We start from the raw sequence: 14976 nt of genomic DNA, 5'->3' as shown, positions 1-14976 counted from the left end.
AGATGTTGAAAATCGGTAACCAGGAATTCAAGTCTCGTTTGTTGTTAGGTACAGGAAAGTATCCGGATTTTGATATTCAAAAAAAAGCGGTGGAGGCATCAGGGACTGATATGCTTACCTTTACCGTAAGGCGGATGAATATTTTCGAACCGAGCCAGCCGAATTTCCTTGAACAGCTGGATGTCGAGAAATATACACTTCTTCCGAACACAGCGGGGGCGAAAACAGCAGAAGAAGCGGTCCGACATGCTAAACTGGCGAAAGCTTCAGGGCTTTGCGATATGATCAAGGTAGAAGTGATCGGCTGTGACAAGACGTTACTGCCGGATCCTGTAGAAACGCTCAAAGCAACAGAAAAACTGATTAAAGAAGGGTTCACGGTTCTTCCGTATACGTCCGATGATGTCGTGCTTGCCCGCCGACTTGAAGAATTGGGTGCTCATGCGGTAATGCCGGGAGCTTCCCCAATTGGTTCAGGACAAGGGATTATCAACCGTGAGAACCTTCAATTCATTATCGAACAATCAACGGTCCCTGTAATTGTGGATGCGGGTATCGGATCGCCGGCGGATGTGGCACAGGCGATGGAGCTTGGAGCGGACGGTGTATTATTAAATACCGCTGTTTCAGCAGCGAAAGACCAAGTGAGGATGGCTGAAGCGATGAAACTAGCGATCGAGGCCGGGCGTCTCGGTTATGAAGCAGGAAGGATTCCAAAGAAACGCTATGCCACAGCCAGCAGCCCGATGGAGGGAATGAGCCGGACATGAATGAACGCTATTCCAGGCAGACGCTTTTCTCTCCCATTGGAGAAGCCGGTCAGAAAAAAATCAACGCCAAACATGTTTTGCTCCTTGGAGCAGGGGCGCTTGGAACAGGGAATGCAGAAGCTCTCGTCCGTGCAGGAGTCGGACAGTTAACGGTGATTGACCGCGACTATGTCGAGTGGAGCAATCTCCAAAGGCAGCAATTGTACTCAGAACAGGATGCCGAAGACCGAATCCCCAAAGCAGTGGCGGCGAAACAACGCTTGTCGGAGGTGAATAGTGACGTACAAGTCGATGCCTACGTCATGGATGCGACTCCATCTGACATGGAACGGTTATTAGATGGCGTTGATCTCATGATCGATGCCACCGATAACTTTGACGCCAGGATGATGATGAACGATCTTTCTCAAAAATACCAGATTCCATGGATTTACGGGGCCTGCGTGAGCAGTTATGGCATCAGCTATACCATTCTTCCGGGAGAGACTCCTTGTTTGAACTGCCTGCTTGATCAAGTGCCCCGTGGCGGTAGGACTTGTGATACCGCTGGGATTATCAGTCCTGCTGTGCAGATGGTCGTCGCTCATCAAACCGTTGAAGCTATGAAAATACTAGTGGAAGACTGGGAGGCGGTCAGTCGTAAGCTCGTTTCCTTTGACCTGTGGCAGAATCAGTATACATCCATTGATGTATCCAGGATGAAGAACGAAAGCTGCCCTTCTTGTGGAGACGATCCTACTTATCCATTTTTAAAATACAGCCAGCAAATGAAAACGGCGGTGTTATGTGGGCGTGATTCTGTTCAAATCCGTCCTCAGGCATACAGAGAATGGAATTTAGAAGAGGTTGCCGGTGCTCTTGCTAAACATGGAGGGCAGGTAGAACAAAATCCATTCCTTATTTCTTTTACAACGGAAAACAAGCGGATGGTCCTTTTCAAAGATGGACGTGCGTTGATCCATGGAACGCAGGATGAGACAGAAGCAAAGACACTTTATCACCGGTACTTTGGCTAGGTCATCTGCATGCATTTCAAAGCGGTGGTCTGGCTCAGGACATTGTTTAAGATTAAATGGATATCCAAAATAGGGGAAGTTGATATAAGCCCCACTAAAATTCGGTGCATTCAACAAAGCCTTCCACTCATTAATAAAAAGAGCTGCCCCCACTCCGTTAAGTGATTAACGTGGTGGGGGGCAGTCATGTAATTGTTATTTTTTCAAAAGAGAAAAATGCACCTGCCAACCTGTAATTACTCCGGAATCGGTGGAACCACTTCATTATCTACCAAATCGAAGGCATTCAAGTCCATACCGTACATTGTACCAGTTGACGTGAACCCTACTGGAGCATCTGGAGAAACGGTATCCAGTGCGGTTCCCCAAGGCAACGCCACATCCAAGCGGTTACGGACCACTTGAATCTGGTCGACGGTAGGAGCGGTTGTGCCTCCGAATCGATAGTCAACGAACACGGCTAAGCGGTTAGGGTTCGGGTTTGTAATATCGTTCTCCTCTAAGAGGATGGTATCAACTTCTGGGAAATCGTTGGGAAGGAAAATAATCGAGCTTCCTGAACGGTCCTGGTGATCGATGGCATTCCGCCTTACGAATATGGACACATCCGTATAGGCAGAAGTTGCGAACAATACGAATTGGGAATGTCTTTCCATGGTGTTGTCATCGATCAGGAACGTGCCGCTGAATTGATCGGTAGGAGTGTCCTGTTGGAACCGGATGGCCGCTCTACTGACAGCTCCGCCTAAGAACGAATTATCTTTAATGTTTGTAACACCGAACGTTCCGCGTATTTCCAGCGATTGCTCATCGCCTGTATGGTTTAAGGTGTTGTTTTCTAAAGTAAAGTCATCTGCATTTACAATCAGCGTTCGTTCCCCACCGGTCAAAACGGAATACTGAATGGTGATGCCGCTGTAATAGTCGGCGACTCCACGAGCTGGAACCCGCAGGAGTGTTTCATCTCCGGTAACTCCACTTGTTGTCCGGCTGAAACTCAATCCTTCAAGGGTGATGTTATCGGCTTCGAGAGAGATGGCGGTTTCGTCCGTGAACGCACCAGGGAATGCGACATCCGTTAGGGCGGCTGAAAAACCTCTGATCGTCAGCGGTTTATCGATGACCAACTCGGCTGTCTGCGGATACTCTCCTGGAGTGACGAGGAGGGTATCTCCGTCGTTAGCATCGGCAACCGCTACAGGAATCAAGTCATAGAATGTTTGCTGGTCGACGTTGAATATGCGGCCGCCTTGAAGGGTGCAGGAGATACCTGGCGGGAATGGAACAGCATCCGGCGGGCAAGGGATGCATGCTTCTGAAGTCCTTTGCAAAATGATGCTGCACGTGTCGTTGGCACAGATCAGTGTTTCTCCGCACGTTTCATCACAAGGGAAGCAGACGATATCGCCTTCTGCAAGCCCGCCGCATTCTCCCTGGATGGTCGTGACTTCATACACACACGTGGGAACGAAACACGAGAATCCCTCGGGAAGAGAAACAGCATCCGGTGGACAAAATAGACACGCTTCCTGCGTCCGGTTCAGGGTCAACGTACAAGTTCCATTCGAGCACTGCAGTATTTCATCGCACGGTTCATCACATGGGAAACAAATCAGGTTTCCAACGGCAATCTCCCCGCACTCGCCCTCAACGTCCGTAACCTCATACACACAGGAAAGCACCGGAACTTCACATGCGAATCCTGCCGGAAGCGAGACGGCTTCTGGAGGACACGTCGTACAGGCAGCATCCGTTAAACTCAGCAGTAGCGTACATTCCCCGTTCGAGCATTGCAGAATTTCATCACAAGGTGTTTCACAAGGGAAGCAGACAACGTCACCGAGGGCAAGACCCCCGCATTCTCCATCCAGCTCTGTAATTTCATAAAGACAGAAAACCGGTGGAATGGTAACCGTCACGGCCGCATCCACTTGGGTTTGGATCCAGTCGTATACACTTTCTGTACGGATGCAGAGGTTTTCCTCCTGCTGAGGATTGACTTGTAATGGCTGTGTACGGAGAACCGGCAGTTTTTTCTCACAAGTATCGACTTCGTCGTTTCCGAAGACAGCAGGACACTGGGGTGGTCGCACCGGATCCGGACACGATATCTCAATCTGTTGTTCCCTTGGATTGCAAAAACCTGCTTCGATGTCCACGACGACAGAAGCCGTAGATTGCACATCTTGACACAAACGAAGGATGACACCTATTTCTGTCCCTTCCTCGGTTGTCATTATGGTACAAATGTGACAGGATACATCGGTTGCCTGGGCCATGATGCCTGTTCCCGGTGGAGCGCATAAATAATACCTTTCACAAACAGTGAAATCAGCAGATCCCGTCGACCTGTCTTCAAGAGTCACCGTCACGGTTCCAGTTATCCGAATATATACGACCTGGAGGATGACCTCTACACCGCTTGGCAGGATGAAGACCTTCTCTTCACGCCCCCCTGGCTGTGGAATTTCCTCGTAACTCAGGTTCGTAATCGAACAGACACTGTTATCATCTGCCTGATTGATGGTGAATCGGTTTTGTTCTGGATTCAATACCATATCGAACCTCCTTTTTGTAATCTTATTTGTTATCGATGTAGTATTTGTATGCATGTAGTCAAGCGGTGGGGAGGGCATGTGAATGAAATAGACGGATGTATAGAGCGATAGAAAACGTCTGAAGAGGATGAATGAAAAAGGAAAGTATCGCTGTTCACTTAATATAATGGAAGGAGCTGTTTAAAAACGAATAAAGAGGAGGTTGTCAGTGGAGACAATCTTAATGATTTTAATGCTGGCGTCTTTAGCAGGTGTGATTGTTTTCTTTGCATTAGCTTTTGAAAAAGGGAAAGGAAACAAACGCGGGGATTTCATGAAATCAGGAGGTTGTCTATACGCATTTCTGGCTCTAGTTGTAATCCTGGGATCCAATGATGGAATTCTTCAAGCATTCTTGGAGGTATTCATGCTAACCGCCTTTCTGGGAGTCATCGTCTTTGCGGTTTTAGCTTTCGCAAAAGGAAAGGTTAACAGGCTGAGGAACTTTGCCATATCGGGTGGATGTTTGCTCGCACTTCTCGTCCTCGCGCTGGTGGCAGGATCGATCAGTGAAGAAGCACCTGTTGCAGAAGAGGCTTCGGCTAAAGCTTCCGTAGAAGGTCAAAAGAGTGATTTGAACGTCAATCAGGAAGAGAAAGAAGAACAGGATGCTAAAGAACAAGCCCAAAAGGAGCAGGAAGAAAAGGAAGCTAGAGAACAGGCCCAGAAAGAACAGGAAGAACGGGAAGCGGAAGAACAAGCACAGAAAGAGCAGGAAGCCAAAGAGGCTGAGGAACAGGCGAAGAAGGAAGCAGAAGAGAAAGCCAAAAAAGAAGAAGAGGACCGTAAGGCGAAAGAAGAAGCAGACCGGAAAGCAAAGGAAGAGGCCGAACGTAAAGCTAAAGAAGACAGCGTAACTGTTTCTCAAAAGCAGGCGGTTGCGATGGCTGAGCATTACATTAATTTCATGGCATTCTCTAAATCCGGTTTGATCGATCAATTGGAGTTTGAGGGATTCAGCACAGAAGATGCTACTTATGGTGTAGAAAATATATCGGTGGATTGGCAGGAACAGGCGGTGATCAAGGCCGAAGAGTATCTTGATTTTATGGCTTTTTCAAGACAGGGTTTGATTGATCAGTTGGTTTTTGAAGGGTTTAGTAAGGAACATGCAGCTTATGCGGCCAGTCAAGTGGGGTTGTGATACCGAGGTGGAAGCGAGGTCAGGTGAAATAAAAAAATATACTTAAGAAATGAGGGCTTATGAAAGTGTCTGCTCCCACTAAGCTAAACATGGTGGGGGCAGGCACTTTCATTTGATATGGGTATGAACATGTATTAATTTGTGATATTACTACAATTTTTGGAAGGTATTGTAATATGTGTCTCGAATTTTAAGTGTAGAGGTGTAAAGTCCAAAAGGAGGGGTTAAGTGAGTAAACATTTGGTTGTAACTTATAGTGCAGAGAAAGCGGAAACCGGTCATGTAGATCCCAATTTCACTCAACTGGTATATGGAGATAGTGGAGATAAAAGCAATGTAATGGAAAACAATCTGGAGGAAGGATCTTACGTTTTCTTTAATGCTCGCATTGGTAGTCAAAGATATATCACAGCTTATTTCTATGTTGAGAAGATTCTCATAAAAGGTAAACATGACCATGAAATTGGATCGATTCATGCAAGTGCGAAGGAGGATAGACTCCTGATTATAGGAAATAGGTATTTCTCAAAAGTACTCACTGTTCCTTTACTTTTGGACAGAAACTTAATGGAAGAGTTAATTTCTTTTGGTGCTGATAAAGCTTATTTTAATAAAAAATCAGCAGAGGGTCACAGTGAATTAGTTGCAATCAGGGATAAAACTTTAAATCACAAATTAATTACAGAAGAGGAAAAAGAATATTTAATTGATTTATGTAAGAATCGTGGTTGAAAAGTGTCTGCACCCTCGATTAAGTGTGGACGAATTAGGGGAGGCACTTTTTTAGGGTAATGAGACCGCCCACATTTTAAAAACAACAAAGAGGTGAATAACTTGGATAATACTTTAATATCGTCGGACAATACGTGGGCGCTCTGGACGTTTCTGACAGGATGGGCCGCCATCAGTATTTATTTGGAGCAAAAGTACAAATGGGCATCGAAAATTTCCGGAGCCATCATTGCATTAATCGGAGCCATGGTATTAGCCAATTTAAATGTAATCCCGCTTGAGTCAAGTGTGTATGATGCTGTATGGAATTATGTCGTACCATTGGCGATACCGTTATTATTGTTTCAGGCGAATATTAAGAAGATTTGGCAGGAAAGCGGACGTATGTTGACTATTTTCCTTTTAAGCTCCATCGGTACGGTCGCCGGTACCATAATCTCATTTCTGCTCTTAAAAGATATGATCCCCCATCTGGATAAAATAGGTGCCATGATGGCAGGATCCTATACGGGTGGTGGGGTAAACTTTGCAGCCATGTCCACAAAATTCCAGACGCCGAGTGAACTTGTTTCGGCTACCGTGGTTGCTGACAATATGATGATGGCCACCTTCTTCTTTGTTTTGATGGCCATCCCGACATTTTCATTTTTCCGTGACAAATTCAAAACTCCTCATATTGATGAGGTGGAATCGGGCGTTTCTGGAGATGAGAGTGAAACGCAGTCCGCTTCTTTCTGGAAAGGAAAAGAAATATCCTTAAAAGATATTGCGATCAGTGTGGCAAGTGCTTTTGCCCTTGTGACAGTATCTTTTAATCTTGCAGACTTTTTTGCCGGAGTCCTACCTGGTGGCGAGGATGTAAACATCATTTATCAGGTGTTGAGCGGTATTATCGGTGATCGTTACCTGTTGCTTACGACACTTACCGTGCTGGTCGTTTCCTTGTTCCCCAGACAATTTGAAAGCATTAAAGGAACACAGGAACTTGGTACGTTCTTGATTTATTTATTCTTTGTAGTGATCGGGGTACCAGCATCGATAGCAATTGTAGTCACAACATCACCTTTATTATTGGTATTTGTTTTAATCATCGTTCTAATGAATGTGCTAGTCTCTCTGGTTTTGGGTAAACTATTTAAATTTAATTTAGAAGAGACCCTTCTTGCAAGTAACGCAAATATGGGAGGACCCACTACAGCTGCAGCCATGGCGATTGCGAAAGGATGGCATAAACTGATCGTGCCCATTCTTCTTGTTGGTACGCTCGGGTATATCATTGGAAACTATATTGGGACAGGACTCGGTTTCTGGTTTCAAAGTTTAATGTAATTAGGTGAAGTCAGAAAATTTTAAGGTGTTCTAAGTTAGCTCATATCTCAGAGGATGGAGATATGAGCTTTTGCTTTTGAAGCAAGGCGGTTTCTTGAAAAATGTATGGGAGCTACAAGAGGAGTAGTGTATGACGTGTGTATTAAACCTTTGAGGAAGTGCCTAAACCTCATATCGTTGAAGTGGTAACGTGTCGGGGTCAGGCAATTTCTATTCAGGGGGGATTATGATTGCAAGGCGGAAGCGGGGTTAGATAAAAAAATTATAGGTGAGGAATATGCTTTATTTTATAAAAGTGTCTAATCTCTACTACGCTAAGTTGTTTACGAGGCGATGGGGGAGGTATTTTTTATGTTTCCATTTATATCCTTTTCTAGTAAACTTGTAATAGGGAAGGAGGTATTGGTTTGAGTCGTAAACTCATACTTGTTTCTATTATATTGGATCAAATTGCAGAAGGAAGACGTGGATATTATCAAACAGGATGATCACTAATTTTGTTCTAGTTAAGTAGTATTATAAGTAATTAGGGGGAAGTTTCATGAAAGAATTACTAAAAGCTTCAGCAATCGGTTTACTTATTGTAGCTCTAGCAGCTTGTGGTGGAGAAGGTAATACAGAAACTAGTGGATCTGTAGGGGAAGAACAGAAAGCAGAAGAAACGACAAATGATGAAACGGAAACTACCGATGTGTCGTCTAGCGATAATGAAGATAGTGATGAAGGGGAAACGATGACAGCTGAAGAAAACGAGAGCAAAGAAGCAGAAGTTGGTGATACAGTTACATCAGAAGCAGGAGAACAGACTTTGGTCAGTCGAACAGATGATATAGGGGAATTTGAAAGCGGTCCTATTACCGTAACAATCGAAAAAGTCAATGGAGTCTCTGGTACCCTTAAAGGTGAAGTGGCCGAGTATATGGATATGGAAGAAATTGAGTACATCCAAGTAGACATGAAAGTAAGTAACTCTTCGGAAGAAGATGTGAACTTCTATGCTTCCCAGGCAACTATGACAACAAATACTGGGGAACAGTTAGAACCTGATATGATGATGAGCGATCATATTGATGGCGAATATTTAGGGCAAGTTAATAAAGAAGGCTCATCTTTTTATATTCTCAAGAATTCTAAAGCTGAGGAAGTTACCTCTGTAACGCTTCATTATGACGCGGCACATGACATGGATCTTGAAAATCTTGGAGATAAAATTAAAGTTGAAGTGGAATTAGAGAAATAATGAAATCTATATACATTACTCTAATTGTTTTAGGAATCCTTGGGTTGTTACTGAGCATGATGATGTATGGTGATATTGCTATAGCTGGACTCATTGCGTCCATCACAGCAATATTGTCAGGAGTAGGATTTTTTATAACAAATAAAAAGTTAAGTTAGACACTTAAATAAAAACATTTGAAGCGGGGAACGGTTCGGTCGTTTCCTACTAAAAAGTGCCAATCCCCCCAGCGCTTTAACACTTTAGCAAAGTGGGGGTCAGGCACTTTCACCTACTTAATATGAAATGAAAATTAGATTTGGAGTTTATTGTATTAAAAAACGAACGGAATTGGGACTTCAATCAGCAAGAGTAACAGGGTGTCTGTAGAAGAGCTAAGAAAGATAAAAAGGAAATGAGAAGGCTATGAAGCTTTATTATATAGAACAATACTAAAAAAGAAATATAAGAAATGACAATTGTGTCTAAAGCTACTTTATATAGGCAGATAAAAAGACGGAAAGTAAGTCAATAAATATTCGATATTGAGTTAGATAAGGAAAGTATAGTAACTAAGTTAATTAGTTGTTTGTTGGTGTGATATGTAAACATCACATGATGTAGTGGTAAAATATAGTAGTTATATATTCTAAATAAGTGTAGACATCTAGTTTATAGGAGGGGAAGATAGTTTGAGTAATCTGGAATGGTTAATTAGATATGAGAATGAAGGAACAACACTTGACTTCAAAAGAGAACAATATGTTAAAGCGAATTATAATGATTTAATAAAAGACATCATGTCAATGGCGAATGCTCCAATTGAAGGAAAAAAATACATCATAGTAGGTGTGAAAGACAAACCGGATGGATCAAAAGAGCATTTTTCTATACATAGGGATGAATTTGTTGACCAAGCTACATATCAACAGATTGTAAGGGAAAACGTAGAGCCTAATATAAACTTTGCTTATTATTCCATAGAACTAGATGAGAATCTACTGGGAGTATTTGAAATTGATAACTGTGACAATCCACCATATATGATGAGAAAAGATTATAGGTCATTAAAAAAAGGTGAATGTTATATAAGAAGAGGAAGCCAACAAGAACGTATTACAAGAAGAGATCTTGATGAAATATTACAACTCAAGTCAAGAAGAGTGTTTAATGATAAAATTTCAGTTGGTTTTAATAAAAGGTTAGAACAAAAGATAATTGTTAAAGCGGCTAGGGAAGTTGAATTCCCTTCTGAAAAGGCGAAACAAAAAATTGAAACTATTTTGAGAGAAAGACAGGAAAAATCTAAACTTGGGTTAAATGACCAGCATGGTTGGACACCTCGATTTAGAACACCTTTTGAAAGTGTGCCATTTGAAGAAAGAAAAACGGAAGAATTAGAAAGAAATTTAGAAGATATAAGAAATATATATCAAGACGATGATTGGTATTATTTTGGTGAAGAAGTATCCGAAAAGATTAATCTTGTTTTAAAAAATGATGGTGCTAAGTATTTGGAAGATGTTTCTATAAAGTTGAGGATTCCAAGTGAGTCTTTAACAGTGATGGATAGGATTCATCAAGAACCTCAAACAGATTACGATTTATTTAATACAACCCCACTTCCTCCAGTCATAGACTACTATCCAAGTGTTATTGAAGAAGAACGGGTTTATATTGTTGAAGAAAACCTTGGTGCACTCAAACATCAGCAATATAGTGAAGCATTCAACGAAAATCTAAGAATATTTTTTGGACGAAGTAGCGTAGGGAGAACTTTTACTTGGAATTATAAGATATACGCTAAAAATCTCCCCAAACCTATTAACGGAGAGTTATCTGTTGAAGTTGTATAAGAGAAGCACTACCCAGATATAGATGAATTAGTAAAAAGCCACTCATAAAAGTGGCTTTTTATTTTATTATTTGTGAAGTACCATTTCCTCACTTTGTATAGGTATAATTATACATGTGGGAAGGACTATATCGAACGTAGTTTCAATTCATAACATTACATTAAATATAATTTAAGCTTTAACAATGTAGGTCGCATTAAATTAAGACAATATTTAAAAGAGAGAGAACATGATATTTAAAATGGAAATAAGATGATTATGAAAGACCTTTTAAGAAGGTTAAGTTTCTTGGTTAGTATTATTGAGTGTTAACAGCTCCTTTAAAAAAATTATTATTGCAGGTTTTTTACATATAAAAGTAGAAATGTAAAATTAATAAAAATTTAGGGGGTTTTGTGTGGAATAGGTTGTTTAAAAATGGGTGCTGGCTTGATTTTGGGCAGGGCATACGGTTACCAATAGACCGGTACTTATTAGTTTTACTTATTAGTTTTTAATACCAAGGATATGATAGAGGGTTTTTGTTACTATACCTAGAAGCATAATTTCAAACATATTAATTCTGAGGTGATAAAAATTAGTACTGTATTTTATGATGCGGCAGCTGAATTCAACAAAGATTTACCCAAGGTATTTGAATTGTTTTCTGAAAAAAATAAAGCCGAACAACTTTTTTCGTCGTTAAAGAAAAGTAAGGGTGCTATAACCTGCACATTCGATCCATTGGGATTAGAAAGAGATAACTTTTTGTTAGAAAATCTACTCCACGAAATATTCGATCACTACAAACTACAAGCTCCTTCTATTGGTAGAGTTTTAAGCAAATCACTAACCAAAATTTCACTAGGAACTTCTGGATTATTGTTTCAACCAATAGCTCCAGTGCTTTCTGTTTTTAGTGCTGCATTAACGATGTTTGAACTATCAAAGAGAGAGAAGATATCCCAAGAAGATACTGCTATTAAAATCTTGCAACGTTTCAGTGCTACACAGGATAAGTTAGGTTCTGTAGAAACTATGGTGTTAGCTTGTACGTCTCTGCTATTGACATTAGGGCACTACAACAAAATTATTGTTCACATAAGAAATCCAGAACACTTGAACTCCTTAGATATACAACTTTTACGCACTTATTACAGTCTTTTTAAAGACTATCCTTCCAGGCTACAAGCCGCTTCGTTTTTACCAAAAGAATTACTTACCAAGGAAGGGCAAGCTCGTAGTAAGTTTGTAGTTGTTTTAGATTGGCAATCTATTAATTCCTCATTGGAATTAGATACCTATCAAAAAAGTGAGCAAAACACTGGGAATACAAATGAATGGGCAGAATTTCGTTGGTTCTTATATCGGTATGGTTTAGCTTTTCAACCTAATAGCACTATTCCGCCAGTAGTTATAGGAGACGATGTTTTTGTAGGTCGGGAAACAATTATGAATGAAATAGCTAATGATATATCAATCGTGCAACAAGAGAAAGCATTTTTATCTAGAAAGATAAAAGCCACAGCAGGTATGGGTAAGACAAAGATAGCGTCGGCTATTCTTGCTAGAACTATGGCAAAGAAAAAATCAGATATAGAATATGTTTATACTGGTTTTAGTGGTGAAGATAGTGTAGCTCCAACTGGACTAACAGAAATCAGGGATACTTTTACCTATTTGAATTTGAAATTAGACCAGAGATTAAGAGTGAAGCTTAAGAGTGCCTTGCTTAGTGAGAAGTCGGGTATAAAAAAGAACTTTTTTCAGTTGTTTGATCATACATCAAACTTGAACAGTATTGTAGGTGGAATTATGACAATGATTGGCGAGCAATGGTCAAAACCAATTGAATTAACGAAATCGGGTTTGTTTTCTCTTAGAGATGGTTTTACAGGTGCACTTTCATCATCCGGTCGGTCTATACAGTTTGATCAAAATATTGGAAAGTATGTTGTGGATAATAAAGAAGGTTTAGAAGAGCTTCTGGATCAACAAGTAAAACAATTCCTTACATTATTTGAAAAGAATCTAGAAGGGCGCAAAAGTTTACTTTGGATTGTGGACGACAGCCAATGGATGGACTATGCATCTGCATTGTTTTTTAGAAGACTGGTAAAAGAGCTAGGGAACAAGCAATTTCCCGTGTATCTCTTGATGTTGGAACGTCCCGATAGTATAGAAAAGCGAAAAGATTTACAAGAATTAGATAAGTTAATTACTTTAAATCAAGAACCACATACTTTAAAAGGATTCCAGTTGCCAGAGATAAGTGATTTACTCTATAACGCTGTTTCCAATGATGTAAATACGACATCTTTCTCTTCAGAGGTTGCAGAAATTATATGGAAATGGTTTAGTGAGGATGCTTCCATTAATTCTGTAGAACCTTTATTTATTGTAGAGGTGGTTAATTTGTTGGGAACATACCCTCATATACTATATCAAGTAGATCAGGGGACGTGGAAATGGAAAAATGATCCTATCACCCCAAAACTTATAGAAGAGAAGTTAAAAGAATGGAGGGATAATAATCAGATTGCAGAGACATTCGTTGGTGAGAAGAAATTTACAGCGAGTATGCTCGCTGTAATGAACGAGCGAGTTTATCGTTTAGCTAGAAGCTATCCGAATGTTCCTTCACTAATAGCTATGTTAGAAGTTGCATCCATATACGGGCAACCTTTTCAACCAAATATCATTCGTAAGCTAGTAACCCCAAAGCTTCAGTTAAAAGATATTCCATCAAAAGAGATGGAATATACTTATAAATTAGTAGTCGAAAAAGGTATGAATGTACATGAAAACTCTTGGATATCTTATATGTTTTCCCATGCGCTTTACAGAGATTATTTCATGATAAGGTATAAGCATGATAAGCGGGGTGTATCTTCAGATGTACACTATCAGATATTTTTAGAGGTTGAGAAAGCTTTAAAAGAAACTCCAAACTTGCCGGAGTTATTTTTGGATAATTTATTGCTTAAAACTGCTAATCATGGATCAAAGTCGAAAAAGCAAAAAGCTTGCAAAACAGCAATAAAAAACTATCTTTACCTGGCAGAAAAAGCAACACAATGTTATGAGTTTGATAAAGCTAAGCGTTATAGTCTATATGCATATGAGACTTCTAAATCGTACTTTTCTGATTTGCATCCACTATCACATAAAGCTACCAACATGACAGCTCTTTCTACTGCTATGCTTGGGGACGGTGAAGCGGCTCTTGAAAGGTTAGTTAATTTAATAAAGAGTTATAAAGAAAAAAAACTAAAGGGAATGAAAAGCGCTCAGAAGATAAATAAAGTGGAATTAGCTCTTTCTTATATGTATAAAGCTGATTTAATTATAAAGTTTGTTAATCAACTTAATGAAGTTAGTTATATAGGTAACAAATACACCAAGTCGGAACATATGGAGCACGCTTTTGGGGATATTAATAGTACAATAGATCTATTATCTTCTCTAGGAAAGAAAGGTAGATGGCTCTCTCGTCTTGATGAATATAGAGCGTATGCTTATTCATGTCGCGCAAGAATTCATAGGTTTAAAATGAAAAGGTATGAAGGAGAGTTGGATAAATGCACGGATGATTTAAATACTGCGATTTATTACATGGAGAAGGCTGCTGAAAAGAACCCATATTTAAACAATCAGCTATTTGTTATGTATAAATCTTTAGCATATTCTTATGAGGATATGTATGAAAGTATTATATATAAAGAATATAGATCTGTAAATCCTGAGAATGATGAAGAGTATGCTTTTTTTAGAGAATTTACCAATAAAACAATTTTACCTAAATTAAATCATGCCTTGAAAATAGCTGAAAAAATGAATGAAAATGGGATCTTTAAATATTCTAATGTAGTCCTATTTGATATTCGAAAAAGAGCATATATTTATTCTTTGTTACAGAATTGGCAGTGTGCTAGAGAGGATATCGATACTATATTTTCAAAAGCTATGGAATTAGAAGCTACTAATAAATTGAATAAAACCGGAAGAGCAATAATTGCTCTTACACATTTGTTAGTTGTAAAACTAGAATTACTCGAAGGAACAATGGAGCAAGAGCGAATGAAACATCATCTATTAGAAGCAGCAAAAATTGCAGATGATTTGTATCGTTTGAATTATCTCCTCGGAATGAACATTGAAATTCAACAAACAATAGAAATGCTTATGAATAGATTTAATATCAAAGTTGAAAGAGGTTACTATTATGACTCTTTAGGTGATTATTTCACCAATGACTACAACGAGCTCAAACCAAGCCACGTTAGAAATTTTCATCCAGGTATATAGTGAAATCAGTTAGATGTGCAAGAAAG

At 39.9% G+C, this 14976-nt stretch carries 9 protein-coding genes; 8 read left to right on the top strand and 1 reads right to left on the bottom strand.

Annotated features, from left to right (window positions below; genetic code table 11):
• Window positions 1-2 precede the first annotated feature (2 nt).
• Window positions 3-770 (top strand): thiazole synthase, encoded by a 768-nt coding sequence (locus tag VKA52_RS13930; protein ID WP_326316091.1) that lies wholly within the window; start codon window positions 3-5, stop codon window positions 768-770.
• On the top strand, window positions 767-1786 hold the full coding sequence (locus tag VKA52_RS13925) for a thiazole biosynthesis adenylyltransferase ThiF (protein WP_326316090.1): 1020 nt from the start codon (window positions 767-769) through the stop codon (window positions 1784-1786). The genes VKA52_RS13930 and VKA52_RS13925 overlap by 4 nt, the downstream gene beginning before the upstream one ends.
• A 236-nt stretch (window positions 1787-2022) precedes the next feature.
• Here VKA52_RS13925 and VKA52_RS13920 read toward each other — a convergent pair whose 3' ends face one another.
• Window positions 2023-4344, bottom strand: coding sequence for a hypothetical protein (locus tag VKA52_RS13920; protein WP_326316089.1), 2322 nt, complete (start codon window positions 4342-4344; stop codon window positions 2023-2025).
• Window positions 4345-4552: 208 nt separating this feature from the next.
• Here VKA52_RS13920 and VKA52_RS13915 point away from each other — a divergent pair, with 208 nt between their 5' ends.
• From VKA52_RS13915 to VKA52_RS13890, 6 genes are all read left to right on the top strand, one after another.
• Window positions 4553-5527 carry an Ltp family lipoprotein gene (locus VKA52_RS13915; protein ID WP_326316088.1) on the top strand — a complete coding sequence of 325 codons (975 nt, stop codon included), beginning with the start codon at window positions 4553-4555 and terminating at the stop codon, window positions 5525-5527.
• Window positions 5528-5755: 228 nt separating this feature from the next.
• Window positions 5756-6259 carry a hypothetical protein gene (locus VKA52_RS13910; RefSeq protein WP_326316087.1) on the top strand — a complete coding sequence of 168 codons (504 nt, stop codon included), beginning with the start codon at window positions 5756-5758 and terminating at the stop codon, window positions 6257-6259.
• 102 nt (window positions 6260-6361) lie between these two features.
• The gene (locus VKA52_RS13905; protein WP_326316086.1) at window positions 6362-7588 is read left to right on the top strand and encodes a DUF819 family protein; all 1227 of its coding nucleotides are present in this window, start codon (window positions 6362-6364) and stop codon (window positions 7586-7588) included.
• Window positions 7589-8129: 541 nt separating this feature from the next.
• Window positions 8130-8828 (top strand): hypothetical protein, encoded by a 699-nt coding sequence (locus VKA52_RS13900; RefSeq protein WP_326316085.1) that lies wholly within the window; start codon window positions 8130-8132, stop codon window positions 8826-8828.
• A gap of 671 nt (window positions 8829-9499) precedes the next feature.
• Complete coding sequence (locus VKA52_RS13895; protein ID WP_326316084.1) at window positions 9500-10663, top strand: ATP-binding protein; 1164 nt, start codon at window positions 9500-9502, stop codon at window positions 10661-10663.
• A gap of 567 nt (window positions 10664-11230) precedes the next feature.
• The gene (locus VKA52_RS13890) at window positions 11231-14950 is read left to right on the top strand and encodes a hypothetical protein (protein WP_326316083.1); all 3720 of its coding nucleotides are present in this window, start codon (window positions 11231-11233) and stop codon (window positions 14948-14950) included.
• Window positions 14951-14976 lie beyond the last annotated feature (26 nt).

It is taken from the genome of Halobacillus sp. HZG1, from assembly GCF_035818575.1.
Classification (GTDB): Bacteria; Bacillota; Bacilli; order Bacillales; family Halobacillaceae; genus Halobacillus; species Halobacillus litoralis.
The sequence above is the reverse complement of the archived record's forward strand: the minus strand, read 5'-3'. Positions and strand labels throughout refer to the sequence as shown.